The sequence below is a fragment of the Streptomyces milbemycinicus genome, from assembly GCF_002154605.1.
Taxonomy (GTDB): domain Bacteria; phylum Actinomycetota; class Actinomycetes; order Streptomycetales; family Streptomycetaceae; genus Streptomyces; species Streptomyces milbemycinicus.
Genome location: NZ_MUNE01000332.1, coordinates 1 through 17,552, shown reverse-complemented (window position 1 = coordinate 17,552; position 17,552 = coordinate 1). Strand labels below are relative to the sequence as shown.

Genomic DNA, 17,552 nt, shown 5'->3' with positions numbered 1-17,552 from the left:
GATCGGGCCGGTCGCGCGTGGTTCAGCCGAGCAGCAGGGCGTTGCACTCCCGCTGGAGCGTGATGTCCTGCCACATCGGGTGATGCGGCGCGGCGTTGGAGCATACGACCGTCCCCCAGGCGCCGACCCGAGCGGACTCGGCCACCGCGCGGCGGCAGAACGCGGCCCCGACCGGGCCTTCCTCGAAGGTGCCGTGCAGCGGGGTGTAGCCGATCCAGCCCTCGCCGAAGACCAGGGGGACCCCGGCCCCGGCCGCCCAGTCGGCGGCGGCCTCGATCCAGGTGACCAGCCGCTGGTCCATCGCGAGCCGGTACATGGCGTAGCGCTCGTACAGCCAGGCGTCCCACTTGGCCGGATCGCACCAGTCGTGCGCGTAGATCTCACGGCCGACGAGAGTGGCCTCGAGCCGCCACAGCTCGTCGGCCGGCGGCGCCCAGTCGGCCAGGTCCGGGGCGTCGGGGCGCAACAGGTGCTGCCGGGCGAAGTCCTGTGGGAAGGCGCGGGAGCGGTCGCGCAGGGCGAAGGCGTCGATGAGGTCGTCGAGCACACCGTAGACATACGGATGGAAGACGGCCACGTCGATGTCGCGCGGGACGCCGCGCAGCGAACCGACCGGGACCTTGGCGTAGTTGACGGTGACCGGCCGGCCGGGGTGGCGCTCGCGGAACCGGGCGAGGCCGCGCTCCAGGCGCGGCCGCAGGGCGACCACGGTGTCCGGGCCGGTCAGCCCCTGCGTGAGCCGTCCGCCCTGGACCTCGTTGTGCAGCTCGGTGAAGGCGATCCGGTCGTCAAGACCGTCCGCGGCGAGAAAGTCGATCAGGTCGGCCAGCGCGTCGGCGAGGGCTTCGGCGCGCCGCTCGGGATCGACGGCCATCAGGGCGTCGTACCAGGAGCGGTCGCCGCCGAACGACGGGCTCTGCTGGTACTCCCAGCTGGAGAGGATGATGAAGCAGTCGTGCCGACGGGCCGCCTCGAACAGCGCGCGCAGATGGGCGCGGCCGTCGATCTCGGTGCTGCCGCCCACGTCGTACCAGCGGGTGCGCTGCCCGTATCCGCCGCCCAGGGGCCCCAGCCGGAGTTTGCCGGTGTCGAGTCCGGAGCCGAAGAGCAGATAGGGCATGGCACAGATGCGCACGGTGTTGTATCCGCGCGCCACCGCCTCCGCGAAGGCCCGGTCGAGGTCGGCGAAGGGCTCCCCGGGGCCGGTACGGGTGTACCAGCTGAAGTCCCACAGGGAGATGGTCAGTTTCTCCGGCAGGTGGTCGGGCGGCGCGACGGGCACGGGGAACCGGCCTTTCGGTAGGGGTCCGGCCCATCGTCGGCGGGCACCGGAGGGGTGTCAAGATGTATTCATAATTAATGCTCACGGTACGGTGGGCTTCGTCCGCCGTCGCCCCGACCGTCCTGGAATCACGAGGAGGAAACCCATGTCGTCCTATGCCGGCCGAGGCGTGCACGGTCAGGTGGTGCGGCAGTTGGGCGCCCGTATCGTGGGCGGCGACTTCGCCGAGGGCGAGATCCTGGACGTACGGGCCCTCGGCGCCGAACTCGACGTCAGCCTCACCGTGATGCGCGAATCGCTGAAGGTCCTCGCCGGCAAGGGGCTGATCGACGCCCGCCAGAAGCGCGGCACCTTTGTGCGCCCCCGGGCCGCCTGGAACCTCCTCGACTCCGACGTCATCCGCTGGCGCGTGGAGACGGGGGACGGGGAGCGGCTGATGCGCGACCTCGCCGACGTCCGCTCCCTCGTGGAGCCCGGCGCCGCCCACCGCGCGGCGCAGCGCCGCACCGAGGCCGACCTCGTCGCATTGGGCGCCGCGCTCGCCGCCATGGCGGACGCCCATGGGGACACCGCAGCCGAGGCGGAGGCCGACGCCTCGTTCCACCGCGCGCTGCTTGCCGCCACCGGCAATGAACTCCTCGCCCGCCTCGACCTGTTGCTGGAGCCCGGGCTGCGCGAGCGGGACCGGCTGGTGCATGCACGCGGCGGCGCCGACGACCCCGTGCCCAGCCATCGCGCTGTCCTCGACGCCATACGGGACCAGGACGCCCCGCGCGCCGAACTGGCCATGCTGGACCTGCTCGCCAAGGCGGCCGAAGATCTGGGCCACGTGTCGGCCACGCGGGCCGACGCGGGCTGACACGAGACGACGCGAGGTGGGCGATCAGCTCACCGTGTTCGGTCCGGCCGGCCGATTGCCTCCCAGGGGGCCAGGTGCCACGGGCTCTCGATGTTCGCGGGGTCCAGCAGCCGCCGGAGGTGTTCGTCGGAGACGCTCTGCGGCGCCGGGAAACTCTCGCTCTCGGTGCCGCGCAGCAGGTCCATCCAGACCAGACGGCCCATCAGATAGCCCTGGGCGTACTGCGCCCAGGAGCCGTACACCCCCCTGGCCTGCGGAACGATCTGGTGCAGCAGCCGCCAGGCGTCCGCCTCTTCCAGATGGCCGGCCGCGAAACCGTTGCGGACCACGTCCACGTACAGCGCGATGTCCCACGCGAGCGGGGAGACATCGAAGCGCTGCTCGGCCCGGGCCCGGTAGCCGACCCGGGCGAGGTCGTCGAGCCGGCCGAGCAGCGCGGGCCGCGTGGAGATCTCCCACTTCTCGGTCAGCCACTTACGGGCGCGACCGTCGTTGACATGCTTGTACGGGTAGAGCGTGAGCCGGGAGGCTCTGGCCTCCCGGCTCACGGGTGCGCACAGCGACACCATCCACAGCTGATGCAGTGTCAGTGGGACGGGGTATTTTCGCTCGACGGGAACTCCTCGCAACATGGTGCGGAACACTACGCTGCCGCCGGACGGCCGGCCCAGGGGGTGTCGCCCGGTGGGCTCAGCCCTTCGCCGCCGCCACCGGGGCGGGTCTGGGCCCGCCGGCCCGCAGTTGGGCCAGGTCGACGGCGTCGGCCATCGCCTGGAGCCCCGCGTCGTTGAAGTGCAGATGGTCGCCCGTGTCGTAGGCGGGGAGGATGCGGTGCGGGTCTGCGGGGTCGCGGACCACGGCGTCGAAGTCCACCACCGCGTCGAAGGTGCCGCTGTTCCTGATGAAGTCGTTCACGGCCTGCCGTACGCTCTCGCGGGCCTCGGTGTAGCCGCCGTTGCCGCCGTACGGGGTGATCGTGCCGCCGATGACGCGGATGCCGCGCGCGTGGGCCTGCTCGGCGATGCGGCGGTAGGCGTCCTCGAAGGCCGCGGGGTCGGTCTGGTTGGGGTTGCCCTTGATGTCGTTGATGCCTTCCATCACGATCAGGGCGCGCACATTGCTGCGGGAGAACACGTCCGCGTCGAGTCGGGACAGGGCGCTGGGCCCGGTGCCGTCCAGGAGCACGCGGTTGCCCGAGATACCGGCGTTGAGCACCCCCAGCTGCCGTCCCGGGGGCAGTTCGCGCAGCCGCGCGGCCAGCCTGTCGGGCCAGCGGCGGTTGGCGCTCGCCGTCGACCCCGATCCGTCGGTGATGGAGTCGCCGAGCGTGACCACGCTGCCCGGGGTGCGCGGGCTGAACACGTCCACACCGGTCACGTAGTACCAGGAGCTCGTGGTGGCGGTGAACGCGGCGCCGTCCTCGTCGGCGGTGTGGTCGCCGTCCGGGGCGAGGAACGAGGTCTGCAGGGCGGAGCGGTGATAGGTCGCGGGCCCGGAGTCGTTCGGGGTGAACAGGGTGATCAGCAGGTTGGTGTCCGCGGGGACGCGCAGCGGCACCGGGTCGCTGACCACGTCCTCGCCGACGGGCACGGTGACCGACGTCCGGCCGTGGAAGGTGGCCGGGCGGGCCGTCCCGGCGATGGCGTTGGGGCTCTTCGGCGCCCCGGCCTCCTGGAGCGCCACGGTGGCCGCGCCGAGTTCGAGCGGGGCTGTGCCGAGCCGGTTGGACACCCTGATCCGGGCCGCGTGGCCCCCGACGCTGGTGTGCACCACATTGCGGATCGAGTTGCCGGGCAGACCGGGCGCGGTGCCCGACGCGGCGGCCTCCCAGGTGCCGACCCAGCCTCGGTAGGAGTGCCCGGAGGCCGGTCCGGTGTCCGGTCCGGTGTCCGCCCACGCGGGTGCCGCCGCGGTCAGCGGCACCAAGGTGAGGGTCAGGGCGACGGCGAGAGTCGAGAGAACGTGCCGGATCGAGACCATATGGTGCTGCCCTTCCAAGTGAGAGCCAGCCGGATGAGGTCACATGCGGAACACGACGTAGGCAATCATCACCGAAACATCGGAGGCGTCAAGGTGTTCGTCAGAATATCCGGGGGCGGCTGGGGAGTCCTGGGCTTATACACCCGATGTATCGCTGCTCCGTTGGTGTTAGCCTTGGAACCTGTTGTAGGAATGTCAACATTGCTACAACGGAGAATCCGGAAGAGAGAGGCCATCTGTCATGAAGGTGTTCCAGATCGGCGCCGCCGGAGGTGTCGGGCGCAGGCTCGCCCACCTGCTCATCGACCGCGGTGACGTGGTGACCGGCATGTACCGCAACCCGGCCCAGGCCGAGGCCGTACGCGCGACCGGCGCCACGCCGCTGGCCGGGGACCTCATCGACGACTCGGTGGAGGAGCTGGCGCGGAAGATCAGCGGCCATGACGCGGTGGTGTTCTCGGCCGGCGCCCATGGCACCGGCATGGACAAGACCACGCTGATCGACGGCAAGGGCTTGGAGAAGGCCGCCGCCGCGGCCACCCGTGCCGGGGCGTCGCGCTTCGTCCTCGTCTCGGTGTTCCCCGACGCTCTGCGCGGCGGCGGGGCGGGGGAGGGGTTCGAGCACTACATCAAGGTCAAGAAGACCGCCGATGTGCATCTGACCCGTACCGGCCTCGACTGGCTCATCGTCCGCCCCGGCACGCTCCTCGACACCCCCGGCACCGGCCGGGTGACCGCGGGGCCGGCCGTCGAGTACGGCGATGTGCACCGCGACGACGTCGCCGCGTTCATCGACGCCGCCCTGCACGAGCCCGCCCTCAGCCGCGTGATTGTCGAGCTCACCGCCGGTGACACCCCCGTCGCCGACGCCGTCGCCCGACTCGCGTCCTCGGCCGCCTGAAGTCGCCTGAAGTCGCCTGAGTCGTCTGAAGTCGCCTGAACACCGCGTCTCTTCGGCGCGCCGGCCCCTCCCCGAGGCCGGTTCCCCACCCGGCTCAACCGAAGAGCCAGAAAGAGAAACACCCTTGAGCACCCTGTTCACCCCCCTCAAGCTGCGTTCCCTGGAGATACCCAACCGCGTCTGGATGTCCCCGATGTGCATGTACTCCGCCGCCCCCGAGGGGCCGGAGACCGGCGCGCCGACGGACTTCCACCTCGCCCATCTGGCCGGCCGGGCCGTCGGCGGCGCCGGGCTGGTGATGGCCGAGGCCACCGGGGCACGGCCCGACGGGCGCATCAGCCCCTGGGATCTGGGCCTGTGGAACGACCGTCAGCAGGAGGCCTTCGCCCGGATCGCCGCGGCCATCAAGACGCATGGCGCGGTCCCGGCAGTCCAGCTCGCCCACGCCGGACGCAAGGCCTCCGTCGACAAGCCCTGGCTGTCCGACCGGTATGTGCCCGCCTCCGAGGGCGGCTGGTAGACGGTCGCCCCCAGCGCCATCGCGTACGACGGGCTGCCTGTCCCGTACGAGCTGACCGTGGACGAAATCCAGCAGTTGGTGCGTGACTTCGCGGACTCCGCCCGGCGCGCCCTGGCCGCGGGCTTCGAGGTGGCCGAGGTGCACGGCGCCCACGGCTACCTGATCAATTCCTTCCTCTCCCCGGCCTCCAACCACCGCACCGACGCCTACGGCGGCAGCTTCGAGGACCGCATCCGCTTCGCTCTCGAGGTCGTCGACGCCGTACGCGCGGTGTGGCCCGACCACCTGCCGGTGTTCTTCCGCACCTCGGCCACCGACTGGCTGACCGAGAACCCCGAGGACGACCGCGAGGGCTGGACCGGGGAGGACACCGTCCGCCTCGCCAAGGAGCTCCAGGCGCACGGCGTGGACCTGCTGGACGTGTCCACCGGCGGTATGGTCCGCGACGCGAAGATCCCCACCAAGCCCGGCTATCAGGTGCCTTTCGCCGCCCAGGCCCGCAACGCCGTCTCCATCCCGACCGGTGCCGTCGGACTGATCAACGACCCCCGGCAGGCCGAGGAGATCGTCGCCACCGGACAGGCCGACGCCGTCCTGCTCGGCCGCGAACTGCTGCGCGACCCCTACTGGCCGCAGGGTCCCAGAAGGTGATGCCGAGGTCGAGCGCCTGCCGGAAGATCGGCTCGGCTCCCTCGTCGTCGGGTGTCCACGCCCGCTGCTGCTCAGAGGACGCGCCGAAGCTCATACAGCCCAGTGCGATGCGGCTGACCTTCAGGCCCGATGTTCCCAGGCGGGTGTACTGCATTTCTCTGTCTCCTTGCTCGCCGCTGTCACCTCCAGCCTGCGGGCCGGACGCGCCGCGTGGCAGGCCGCGCTGTTCGGGGGTGTGATACAGCCCCCCACACCCTGGGGCGCCCGACCGGCCCGGCCGCCGCGCTTCGAGGACGCGGGTCACGAGGACCAGGGCCACGAAGGGCGAGAGCCACGAGGGCGAGAGCCACGAGGGCGAGAGCCAGGAGGATGAGAGCCACCAGTACCGGGGTACCGGTCGCGCACAGGATTGGGTCCCGCGGTGCCGGGGGCGAGCGGAAAACCGCTCCTAGGTTGAGGCCGGGGTCGATCAGGCCTTCGCTCTCGTAATGCCTCTTCTCCTGGTGGGAGTAATCCGTGGCCACCTTCCTCTACCGGCTGGGCCGGCTCGCCTTCAGGCGACGACGGCTCTTCCTGACGCTGTGGATCGCCGTTCTGGCCACCGTCGGTATCGGCGCCGCCTCGGTGTCCGGCACCACGACGGACGACTTCACGCTGCCCGGCACCCAGTCCCAGAAGGCGATCGACCTGCTGGAGAAGGAGTTTCCGAAAGGCTCCGCCGACGGCGCCGCGGCCCGGGTCGTCGGCATCCGCGCCGTGGCCGTCGGGGACTCGGTCATCTCACCCGGCCTCACCCGTAAACTCATCGACGCCTTCACCAAGAGCCGCCCCGGCCACACCCCCGAACAGGACCGCCAACTCGCCCGCCTCACCGAGCGCGAACGCGAGGTCCTGACCGGCGTGGCCACCGGCTGGACCAACACGGAGATCGCCGAACGCCTCTGCCTGGCCGAGTCCACCGTCAAGTCGCATGTCAGCCGCATCCTCACCAAGATCGGTGCCCGGGACCGTGTGCAGGTCGTGATCTTCGCGTACGACGTGGGACTGGTACGGCCCGCCTGATGGCGGGCGCGGAAGCCTCCGTCACACCCGGGCGTCCTGTCGGCGCAGTTGGGCCGTGGCGAGACGGCACACTGCATAGGCGGTCCTGGTGAGATCGTCGGCGGCGTGGCGCAGGGCGGTGTCGAGATCCCGGGGACCGGCGCCGATGGGCAGCACCGCGGTGGCGCCACGCTCATAGAGGCGGTCGGCCTCCGGGGTGACCGTCCCGCCGAGTACGACACACGGAACAGCGGCGTCCGCGCAGGCGCTCACCACCGCTGCGACGGTCTTGCCCGCGTCCGTCCCGGCGTCCACCTTCCCCTCCGCCGTGAGGCAGAGGTCCGCCGTGGCCAGCCGCTCGTCGAAGCGGGTCAGCCGCCGGACCAGTGCCGCGCCGGGCACCAGTTCGGCCCCCAGCGCGAGCAGCGCGGCCCCGAGCCCGCCGGCGGCGCCACCGCCCGCGGCCGATCCGGCTCCGAGCAGAGGGGCGAGCCGTCGTAGTCCGTCGTCGAGGAGTTCGACCGCGGCCGGGGTGGCACCCTTCTGGGGGCCGAAGACATGGGCGGCGCCATCGGGCCCGAACAGAGGGCTGAGGACATCGGCCGCGGCGACCAGCTCGACGCCGGCGAGCGCGCGGCGCGCCGGGGCGAGGTCCACAAAATGGATACGGTTCAGGTCGGCACCGCTGCCCGCAAGCGGCTTCCCGTCGGCGTCGAGGATCTGCGCGCCGAGGGAGGCGAGCAGTCCCGTGCCGCCATCCATGGTCACGGTTCCGCCCAGGAAGACGACGATCCGCCGCGCTCCCTGGCGTACCGCCGCGAGGATCGGAGCGGCCAGACCGGCGCTGGAGGCGCGCATCACATCGTGCTCCGCGGTGGCCGGTGCGTCCCACCCGATCGCCTCGGCCGCCTGGACGAGGGAACCGCGGTCGTCGCGGGGCGGCCGAGCGCGTCGACGGAGTCGACGTCGACGACCGCACCGCCGCACGCGGTCTGCACGGTGTGCCGTGAGCCCTCGCCGCCGTCGGCGAGCGGGTGCTCGACGGGGGTACCGCCGGCCGCCCGCACGCCGGCGGCGAGGGCGGCGGCCGCTTGTGCGGCGTCCAGTGAGCCGCGCAGCTTGTCCGGGGCGCAGACAACGCGCATGGTGGGTCCTTTCGTCGCGGTGTTCTCGTTGCGGTGTTCTCGTTGTGGTTTCGCGGTCAGACGGTCATCCAGCCCAGGACCGGAGTCGACTGCAGATAGATGAGGAGTGCGAACCCGGCGAGGAGCCCGAGGCTCCAGCCGATCACTTTGCGGAAGATCGTGCCCTCGCTGCCGGCCATGCCGATCGCCGCGGCGGCGACGGCCAGGTTCTGTGGCGACAGCATCTTTCCGAGCACGCCGCCGGTGGAGTTGGCTGCGGCGAGGAGCACGGGATCCAGCCCGGTCTTCTGCGCCGCGGTTACCTGGAGCACTCCGAACAGCGAGTTGGCCGAGGTGTCGGACCCGGTCACCGCGACGCCCAGCCACCCCACGATCGGGGAGAACAGGGCGAAGGCGGCGCCGGTCTGGGCCAGCGCGGTGCCCAGGGTCGCGGTCTGGCCGGAGAGGTTCATGACCCACGCCAGCGCGAGCACCGATGTCACCGTGACGACGGTCCAGCGGAGTTGGCGCAGCGTGGCTCCGTACGCCCGCAGCGCGCGGCCGGGCCCGACCCGGTAGAGCGCCATGGTGAGCAGACCGGCGGCCAGCAGGATGGTGCCCGCCGCCTTGAGGTGTTCCAGTTTGAAGGTCATGGCCGCGGCGGGTTCGCCACCGGGGGACTCGACATCCAGACCGGGCCAGGTGAACTGGGCGACGCCGTGTCCGGCCAGCCACTCCTTGACGGGCCCGACCTGGGTGAGCGCGAAGAGCGCACAGATGATGAGGTACGGGGCGAAAGACATAACGGCACTGCCACTGCCCTCGCGGTCCTCCGAATCGGCCTCGGCGGGCGCCTCGGGGTCCCGCTGCACCGTACGCGGCTGCCAGACCCGCATGAACCCGAGCACCGTCGCCAGGGTGACCACGCCCGCGATGATGTCGGTGGTCTCGACGCTGATGTAGTTGGCGGCGACGAACTGGGCGCAGCCGAAGGTCAGGCCCGCGACCACCGCCACCGGCCAGGTCTCCCGTACGCCGCGTCGGCCGTCGAGCAGAAACACCAGCAGCAGCGGGATGAACGCGGCGATCAGCGGCGTCTGCCGTCCCGCCATCGCGCCGAGGTCGTCGAGCGGCAGACCGGTCACGCCGGCGAGCGTGGTCAGGGGCACCGCCATGCTGCCGAACGCGACCGGTGCCGTATTGGCCACCAGCGCCACGGTCGCCGCCTTGATGGGAGCGATGCCAACGGCGATCAGCATGACCGCGGTGATCGCCACGGGGGTGCCGAAGCCGGCCAGGGCCTCGATCAGCGCTCCGAAGCAGAAGGCGATCACGATGCCTTGGACACGCTGATCGGAGGAGATGGTGCGGAAGGACCGCCGCAGTACGGCGAACCATCCGGTGATCTCGGTCATGCGATAGATCCACAGCGCGTTCACCAGGATCCACATGATGGGAAAGAGACCGTAGAAGCCGCCTTCGACCGCCCCGGACAAGGCCTGGGGTAACGGCATGTCCCACACCACCACGGCGAGGGACAGCGAGAGGACCAGCGAGGCCAGCGCCGCTGTCTGCGCTCTGACCTGGAAGACGCCGAGCAGTACGAACAGGGCGAGCAGGGGCAGCGCCGCACAGAGCGCGGACCAGGACAAAGAGCCGGCCAGTGGGTCAAGGACTTGTCGGTACATCGAACCTCCCGGTGCGGCGAGCGGCGCCGCCTGGAGCATCAAGGCCATGGCGTTAACTTGTAAGACAAGTACTCCAAACAGTCAAGAATTCGCGTGTGGTAATTTGAAGATGGCCCGGCTGGGGCCACTCATTCCACAGGAGGCGTGATGGCGAGTCGCCTGAAGGCGACATCCCTGATCGACGCGCTCGTCGTCGAGTTGCGCGAGCAGATCCTCGACGGGCGGATCGCCGGCGGTACGGCGCTCACCGAGACCGAGGTCGCCAAGCAGTACGAGGTGGCACGCCCCACCGCCAAAGCGGCCATCGAGCGGGTGACCGCCGAGGGCCTGCTGCGTCGAGACGCCCATAAGAGCGCCCGGGTGCCGGTCTTCGACGCCGACGACATCGCCGACCTGTACTTCACCCGCGCCTGTGTGGAACGCCAGGTCATGCGCGAGCTCGCGCGACGGCGGTCGGTGCCCTCCGCCGCCACCTCCGCCCAGGTGGAGATCCGCAAACTGGCGGAGGCGGACGACTCCACCATCGCCGCGGTCGAGCCCGACGTACGCTTCCACCGCTCGCTCGTCGACGAGCTCGGCAGCCCGCGCCTCAGCCGCCTCCACGCCTCCGTCATGGCCGAGATGCGCCTGTGCATGGCCCAGGTCCAGACGTACAAGCTGCTGCGCATCGCCGAGATCGCCGATGAGCACCAGGACATCCTGGACGCCATCGTCGGCGGCGACGCCGAGCGCGCGGACCAGGCTCTCGCCGTCCACCTCAACCGGGCCTGCGAACAACTTCGCGCGCGAATCGGCTGATCCGGGCGGCGGAGGGCCGGTCCGCGACATTCGGCCGGACACCGCAGGGCGTCATTGCCGGGTGCCCCGTCGCCGGTGCACTCTGAAAGTCCTATGAAGACAGAGACGTTGACCGTGCCCGGTGCCGAGCTCTACTACGAGGTACGCGGCTCGGGCCCGCCGCTTCTGCTCATCAACGGCGGTGACGGCGACGCGGCGATGTTCGGGCCGCTGGCCGGCCTGCTGGCCGAGAGCCACACCGTCATCACCTACGACCTGCGCGGCAACTCCCGCAGCCGCCTCACCGGCCCGCCCGTGCCCCAGCGGATCGAGGAGCACGGCCACGACGCCCATCTGCTGCTGAAATCGGCCGCCGCCGGTGAACCGGCGTATGTCTTCGGCACCAGCTACGGGGGCATGATCGGTATGGACCTGCTGGCCCGGCACCCCGGCCAGGTGCGGGCGCTGGTGGCGCACGAGCCGTTCGTGATCGATCTGCTGCCCGACCGGGACCGCTGGCATGCGCTGTTCCAGGAGGTGTACGAGCTGTATGAGCGCGACGGTCTCGACCCGGCGCTGCGGAAGTTCAGCGAGGCGATCGGCGTGGACTTGCCGCCGGACCCGGACCCGGACCTGCCCGCCCCGGTGCGGGAGATGCTGGCGCGCCTCCGCGTCAACCAGGAGACCTGCCTGGCGTACGAGCTGCGTTCGTTCGTCCGCTTCAGGCCGAACGCCCAGGCGCTGCGCGCCGCGCCGTTCGCCCTGGTGATCGGCGGTGACGGGCCGAAGACGCTGCTGCACCGCACGACCGGGGCCCTGGCGGAGCAAGTCGGCGCCGACATCGCTGAGTTTCCGGGCGGACACGTGGGTTTTCTGACACATCCGGCCGATTTCGCCCGGGCGCTGCGCGCCGCTTTCGAGGGATGAGGCGGCGCCGTCGGCGGCCCATATAGCGTTATAGGGCGATCCCCCAGGTCAGCGCGGCCTCGCCGCGGTCGGCATGGGGTGTTCGCGCAGTCAGCGCACTCGTCAGGCAGGGAGATTGGATGAACAGTTACGACTACGTCGTCGTCGGCGCCGGATCCGCGGGCTGTGTGCTGGCGGCGCGGCTGACGGAAGACCCCGATGTCCGGGTGGCGCTGATCGAGGCCGGCGGCCCCGACACCGCGCAGGAGATCCATATCCCGGCCGCCTTCCCCCAGCTCTTCAAGACCGAGTTCGACTGGGACCTCGACTCCGGCCCGGAGCCGGGGATCGGCGACCGGCGGACCTATCTGCCCCGGGGCAAGGTGCTCGGGGGCTCCAGCTCGATCAACGCGATGATCTATATGCGCGGCAACCGCGCCGACTACGACGGCTGGGCCGCCGCCGGCGCCACCGGATGGTCGTACCCCGAGGTGCTGCCGTACTTCCGGCGCTCGGAGGACAACGAGCGCGGCGAGGACGCGTTCCACTCGGTGGGCGGTCCGCTGACGGTCAGCGACAGCAGGTCCCAGCATCCGCTCGCCACGGCGTTCGTCCAGGCCGCCGAGCAAGCGGGATACAAGCGCAACGAGGACTTCAACGGCGAGACGCAGTTCGGCGTCGGGCGGTTTCAGCTGACCCAGCGCGGCGGTATGCGCTGCAGCACGGCCGTCGCCTATCTGCACCCGGTCCTGGAGCGGCCGAACCTCACCGTGCTCGGCGCGGCCCGCGCCCACCGCGTGGTGATCGAGGGCGGCCGGGCGACGGGGGTGGAGGTGAACCGGGGCGGCACGGTCGAGGTGGTCCGCGCCGACCGTGAGGTGATCCTCTCCGCGGGCACCTACGAGTCCCCGAAGCTGCTGATGCTCTCCGGGATCGGCCCCGCCGCCACGCTGTCGGCCTTCGGCATCGACGTCCTGCGCGACCTGCCGGTGGGCCACGGCCTGCAGGACCACTACATGGCGCTGCTGAACTTCCGGACCGGCGTCGAATCCCTGATGAGCGCGGCGAGCCCGGAGAATGCCCAGTTGCTCGAGAGCGCCGGGCGCGGCCCTCTGACCTGCAACATAGGGGAGGCCGGCGGCTTCTTCGGCAGCCGCGACGGACTGGACGCGCCGGATGTGCAGTTCCACATGGCTCCGGTCCTGTTCCACGAGGAAGGGCTCGGCCCCGTCACCGAACACGGCTTCGCGTTCGGCCCATGTGTCCTCGCCCCGACCAGCCGCGGCCAGGTCACGCTGCGCTCCCCGCGCCCGGACGCCGCACCCCGGATCGTGCACAACTACCTGACCACGGCCGAGGACCGCGACTGCATCGTGGGCGGCATGCGCATCGCCCTGCGCATCGCGGCCCAGGACGCCCTGACCGAGGTGATCACCGGCCCCTTCGACGTACCGGACACACACTCCGACGCGGAACTCCTCGCCTTCGCACAGCGGGTCGGGCAGACGCTCTACCACCCGACGTCGACCTGCGCCATCGGCGCGGTGGTCGACCCCGAGCTGCGCGTACTGGACGTGGCGGGCCTGCGGGTCGTCGACGCGTCGGTGTTCCCGACGGTGCCGAGGGGGAACACCAACGCGCCCGTCATCATGGCCGCGGAGAAGGCGGCGGATCTCATCAGGGGAGCCGCGTAGCAGCAGGAGATCCGCCTCCACGACCGCACTTTCGGGGGCCCGGTCAGCAGTACGGTGGCTGATCGGTCAGCGAAGCCGCCACCCGCATCCAGACGCCGAAGAGCCGGTACAGGCCGGGCAGCGTGCCCTGTGCCTGGACGGTGCGCGTGTCCGTCGAGGTGACCCCGGGAATGCCCAGCAGGGTGGCGGCCACCGAGGCCGACTGCCAGCGGACGGCGAGCGTGGACGGTTCCGCCGGCTCCGCCGCCACCGACTGAGCCGTCCGCGGCGCGGAGAGGGCAGCGGCGACCGCCTCCTCGATCGCCGTACGCGCTTCGCCGGCCGGGCGCAGATCCGCCGCGAAGCGGCCGTGCGCGTACTTCACGGCAACGGTGGCGACGGACCCGTCCCACTCCGCCATCTCCGCGCAGGCGCTGTCGTCCCCGGTGAGCACCGCCACCGGGACGCCGATGGCCGCCGCGGTGGCATGGGCCAGGCCGATCTCGCCCACGGGCCGGCCGTCCAGCCAGATGTCTTCGATCTCGTGGCCCATAAAGCTGTGGCTCAGCACACCGGGTGCGCCGGCCCGCGAGTGGTAGCCGACGCAGACGACGGCGTCGTGCTCGGGGGTGAGGCCTTCGAGCATGCCCATCTGTTTGGTCCTGCCCCGGATGAGCCGGGCCGCCGGGTGCAGGGACTCGGGCAGCAGATTGCGCATGCGGCCGTGGGCGTCATTGACGGTGATGCCGGTGGCGCCGGCGGCGATGGCGCCCCGGATGGCCGCGTTGACGTCCTCCGCCATCATCAGCCGTCCACGCTCGTAGTCCCGTCCGCCCGGCTGGACATCGTCAGCGTCGACGAGCCCCGTGACGCCCTCCATGTCCACGCTGAAGTAGATCCGCACGTCGCGCACTCCTCGCTCTTGATCACGGGGGAGACGCCCGCCGCCCCTCCTCCGGTTCCCTGCCCGGCGGCGGTCGGATTTCTTCAAGACCTCCGCCGCGGCCGGTGCCGGCATGGCCAACGCATCGGGATCGGTCGGCACCACGTCGGAAGAGAGAGTGCAGACATGTCACGACCGAGCGTCGAAGGATTACGGGACTCGCTCAACGCCCAGGGATACGCGCTGGTCGAGCACGTGGGAGGCCAGCGGCAGGCCCCGTGGAATTGCTCCAGGACCTCGGCAGGTTCGTGCCCCAGTACGGCGGCACCGTCGAGCACGAGGTCGTCTACCGACCCGGCAACGACGGCCGGGCCTACTCGCAGAGCCGCAACGCCATCCGGCCGCACACCGAGGCACCCGGCTGGCATCCCAGTCCGCGCCATCTCGCCCTCTACTGCCACCGGCAGGCCCGCTGCGGTGGCGGCCATACCGATCTGCTGGACTGGAAGCTGCTGGAGAAGCTGCTCGACGCGGACGACCTCGCCCTGCTGACCCCCTCCGGCCATGTCTCCGAGTGCTCCGCGGCCAACGTCTTCCTCGTGAAATCCGGTGTGCTCCACACGCCCTCGGTCGAGCAGGGCATTCTGCCGGGGATCACTCGTGCGACCGTCCTCGACCTGGCGCGCGGCGCGGGTATCACCGTGGTGGAGCGGCCGGTGGCGCACGCCGAGCTGTACACCGCGGACGAGCTGTTCGTGACCGGCACCGCCACGGGCGTCGTCCCGGTCGAGTCGCTGGACGACCGCCCCACCACCACGCGGGGCGCCGGCCCGGTCACCACCGCCCTGCGCGACGCCTACCGGCAAGCCGCCGCCGGTCGCCATCCGGCGGCGGCCGACTGGCTCACCCACGTGGGCGGCTGACGAACACCCGGGAAACGAACCTCCGGGCCCGGGCGGACGATCCGCCCGGGCCCCAAGGCCGGTGCTCGGGCCGGGTTAATCGCCGTCGGCACGTACGTCCGTCGGCTCATGCGTCCGTCGGCTGGAAGCCGCGCAGCCGGAGGCTGTTGCCGACCACGAAGACGGAGGAGAAGGCCATGGCGGCTCCGGCGATCATGGGGTTGAGGAGTCCGGAGGCCGCGAGCGGGAGGGCGGCGACGTTGTAGGCGAAGGCCCAGAAGAGGTTGGACCTGATGGTGCCCAGGGTCTTGCGGGAGAGGCGTATCGCGTCCGCCGCCGCCCTGAGGTCGCCGCGTACCAGCGTCAGATCGCCCGCCTCGATGGCGGCGTCGGTGCCGGTGCCCATCGCCAGCCCGAGGTCGGCCTGGGCGAGTGCGGCGGCGTCGTTGACGCCGTCGCCCACCATCGCCACCGAACGGCCCTCGCCCTGCAGGCGCTTCACCACGTCCACCTTGTCCTGCGGCATGACCTCGGCGATCACCTGCTCGGGCGCGATGCCCACCTCCGCGGCGACCGCCTCGGCGACGGTCGCGTTGTCGCCGGTCAGCAGGAAGGGGGTGAGACCGAGGGCGCGCAGCCGCCTGATCGCTTCCGGGCTGGTGTCCTTGACGGCGTCCGCCACCTCCAGGACCGCGCGGGCCTCGCCGTCCCAGGCGACCGCGATGGCCGTACGCCCGGTGGCCTCGGCCGTGGCCTTGGCGCGCTCCAGCTCGGTGGGCAGGGAGATGGCCCATTCGGCCAGCAGCTTCTCGCGGCCGACCAGGACCGCGTGCCCCTCGACGATGCCCTGGACGCCGAGGCCGGGGACATTGGCGAAGTCCTCGGGGGTGGGCAGAGTGCCCACCCGGGCGGTGGCGCCGGCGGCGACGGCCTGGGCGATGGGGTGTTCCGAGGAGTGTTCCAGGGCGCCCGCGAGCCGCAGGGCGTCGGTGTCGCTCGTGCCCGTCGCGGTGTGCACGGCGAGCAGGGTCATCCGGCCGGTGGTGACGGTGCCGGTCTTGTCCAGGACGATGGTGTCGACCTTGCGCGTGGTCTCCAGGACCTCGGGGCCCTTGATCAGGATGCCCAGCTGGGCGCCGCGGCCGGTGCCGACCATGAGCGCGGTCGGGGTGGCCAGGCCCAGGGCGCAGGGGCAGGCGATGATGAGGACGGCGACGGCGGCGGTGAAGGCGGCGGTCAGGCCCGCGCCGTTGCCGAGCCAGAAGCCCAGGGTGCCGAGCGCGAGCGCGATGACGACCGGGACGAAGACGGCGGAGATCTTGTCGGCGAGCCGCTGGGCGGCGGCCTTGCCGTTCTGCGCGTCCTCCACCAGCTTGGCCATACGGGCGAGCTGGGTGTCGGCGCCGACCCGGGTGGCCTCGACGACCAGGCGGCCTCCGGCGTTGAGCGTGGCGCCGGTGACGCTGTCGCCCTCGCCGACCTCGACGGGGACGGATTCGCCGGTGAGCATGGAGGCGTCGACCGCGGACGAGCCCTCGACGACGGTGCCGTCGGTGGCGATCTTCTCCCCGGGGCGGACCAGGAACCGGTCGCCGGTCCTGAGCTCGCCGACCGGGATGAGCTCTTCGCGGCCGCCGCGCAGTACGGTGACCTCCTTGGCCCCGAGCTCCATGAGCGCCTTGAGCGCCGCGCCCGCCTTACGCTTCGACCGCGCCTCGAAGTAGCGTCCGGCCAGGATGAAGGCGGTGACGCCGGCCGCGGCCTCCAGATAGATGTTCCCGGCCCCGTCGGTGCGGGCGATGGTGAGCTCGAAGGGGTGGGTCATCCCGGGCGTACCGGCCGTGCCGAAGAACAGGGCCCACAGCGACCACAGGAACGCCGCCCCCGTGCCGACGGAGATCAGGGTGTCCATGGTGGCGGCGCCGTGCCGGGCGTTGGTCCAGGCCGCCTTGTGGAAGGGCCAGGCAGCGTACGTCACCACGGGGGCCGCCAGCGTCAGCGACAGCCACTGCCAGTAGTCGAACTGGAGGGCCGGGACCATCGCCATCGCGATCACGGGGACGGCGAGCAGGACCGCCGTGGTCAACCGCTCGCGCAGTGGCCGCAGTTCGTCGAGCGCCGCTTCCGCTTCCGTACCCTCGCCGGGCGCCGATCCGGTGCGCACGGGGTCGCGCTCGGGTTCCCGCGCGGTGTAACCGGTGGCCTCGACGGTGGCGATCAGGTCCGCGACGTCGATGTCGTCCCGGAAGGAGACTTTCGCCTTCTCGGTGGCGTAGTTGACGGTGGCCTCGACCCCGTCCATGCGGTTGAGCTTCTTCTCGATCCGGGCCGCGCACGAGGCGCAGGTCATGCCGCCGATGGCGAG

13 protein-coding genes and 2 pseudogenes are annotated in these 17,552 nt (G+C 71.3%); 8 read left to right on the top strand and 7 right to left on the bottom strand.

The window, feature by feature from the left end:
- Positions 1-22 precede the first annotated feature (22 nt).
- Positions 23-1,282: a cellulase-like family protein gene (locus CCN51_RS26075; RefSeq protein WP_014174425.1), complete on the bottom strand. Its 1,260-nt coding sequence runs from the start codon at positions 1,280-1,282 to the stop codon at positions 23-25.
- Between the two features lie 145 nt (positions 1,283-1,427).
- On the opposite strand from CCN51_RS26075, the gene CCN51_RS26070 reads away from it, so the two are divergent.
- Positions 1,428-2,141 carry a FadR/GntR family transcriptional regulator gene (locus CCN51_RS26070; protein ID WP_014174424.1) on the top strand — a complete coding sequence of 238 codons (714 nt, stop codon included), beginning with the start codon at positions 1,428-1,430 and terminating at the stop codon, positions 2,139-2,141.
- Positions 2,142-2,170: 29 nt separating this feature from the next.
- Here the strand turns inward: CCN51_RS26070 and CCN51_RS26065 are convergent, their stop codons facing one another.
- Positions 2,171-2,710, bottom strand: a complete 540-nt coding sequence (locus CCN51_RS26065) for a DUF1266 domain-containing protein (RefSeq protein ID WP_014174423.1) — start codon at positions 2,708-2,710, stop codon at positions 2,171-2,173.
- 121 nt (positions 2,711-2,831) lie between these two features.
- Positions 2,832-4,121, bottom strand: a complete 1,290-nt coding sequence (locus CCN51_RS26060) for an SGNH/GDSL hydrolase family protein (RefSeq protein WP_014174422.1) — start codon at positions 4,119-4,121, stop codon at positions 2,832-2,834.
- A 241-nt stretch (positions 4,122-4,362) separates the two neighbouring features.
- Here CCN51_RS26060 and CCN51_RS26055 point away from each other — a divergent pair, with 241 nt between their 5' ends.
- The 3 genes and pseudogenes from CCN51_RS26055 (at position 4,363) to CCN51_RS57895 (ending at position 7,255) form a co-directional block, all read left to right on the top strand.
- On the top strand, positions 4,363-5,022 hold the full coding sequence (locus CCN51_RS26055) for an NAD(P)H-binding protein (protein ID WP_014174421.1): 660 nt from the start codon (positions 4,363-4,365) through the stop codon (positions 5,020-5,022).
- Between the two features lie 124 nt (positions 5,023-5,146).
- Positions 5,147-6,193 (top strand): annotated as a pseudogene (locus CCN51_RS26050) (NADH:flavin oxidoreductase/NADH oxidase).
- A 516-nt stretch (positions 6,194-6,709) separates the two neighbouring features.
- Entirely contained in the window at positions 6,710-7,255 is a 546-nt protein-coding gene (locus tag CCN51_RS57895; RefSeq protein ID WP_014174420.1) for a response regulator transcription factor, read from the top strand.
- A 21-nt stretch (positions 7,256-7,276) separates the two neighbouring features.
- On the opposite strand, the pseudogene CCN51_RS26035 reads toward CCN51_RS57895, so the two are convergent.
- Positions 7,277-8,379: pseudogene (locus tag CCN51_RS26035) on the bottom strand (glycerate kinase family protein).
- A 56-nt stretch (positions 8,380-8,435) separates the two neighbouring features.
- Positions 8,436-10,046, bottom strand: a complete 1,611-nt coding sequence (locus CCN51_RS26025) for an L-lactate permease (RefSeq protein WP_043489307.1) — start codon at positions 10,044-10,046, stop codon at positions 8,436-8,438.
- A gap of 147 nt (positions 10,047-10,193) precedes the next feature.
- Here CCN51_RS26025 and CCN51_RS26020 point away from each other — a divergent pair, with 147 nt between their 5' ends.
- The 3 genes from CCN51_RS26020 to CCN51_RS26010 all read left to right on the top strand — a co-directional run bounded on the left by CCN51_RS26020 (position 10,194) and on the right by CCN51_RS26010 (position 13,423).
- Entirely contained in the window at positions 10,194-10,844 is a 651-nt protein-coding gene (locus CCN51_RS26020; RefSeq protein WP_014174417.1) for a GntR family transcriptional regulator, read from the top strand.
- 93 nt (positions 10,845-10,937) lie between these two features.
- Positions 10,938-11,750 carry an alpha/beta fold hydrolase gene (locus CCN51_RS26015; protein WP_014174416.1) on the top strand — a complete coding sequence of 271 codons (813 nt, stop codon included), beginning with the start codon at positions 10,938-10,940 and terminating at the stop codon, positions 11,748-11,750.
- A 119-nt stretch (positions 11,751-11,869) separates the two neighbouring features.
- Positions 11,870-13,423 carry a GMC family oxidoreductase gene (locus tag CCN51_RS26010; protein ID WP_014174415.1) on the top strand — a complete coding sequence of 518 codons (1,554 nt, stop codon included), beginning with the start codon at positions 11,870-11,872 and terminating at the stop codon, positions 13,421-13,423.
- A 43-nt stretch (positions 13,424-13,466) separates the two neighbouring features.
- Here the strand turns inward: CCN51_RS26010 and CCN51_RS26005 are convergent, their stop codons facing one another.
- Positions 13,467-14,306 carry a M55 family metallopeptidase gene (locus CCN51_RS26005; RefSeq protein ID WP_014174414.1) on the bottom strand — a complete coding sequence of 280 codons (840 nt, stop codon included), beginning with the start codon at positions 14,304-14,306 and terminating at the stop codon, positions 13,467-13,469.
- 257 nt (positions 14,307-14,563) lie between these two features.
- On the opposite strand from CCN51_RS26005, the gene CCN51_RS26000 reads away from it, so the two are divergent.
- Complete coding sequence (locus tag CCN51_RS26000) at positions 14,564-15,208, top strand: aminotransferase class IV (RefSeq protein WP_014174413.1); 645 nt, start codon at positions 14,564-14,566, stop codon at positions 15,206-15,208.
- 106 nt (positions 15,209-15,314) lie between these two features.
- Here the strand turns inward: CCN51_RS26000 and CCN51_RS25995 are convergent.
- On the bottom strand, positions 15,315-17,552 hold a 2,238-nt coding region (locus CCN51_RS25995; protein WP_107426080.1), incomplete at its 5' end, for a heavy metal translocating P-type ATPase.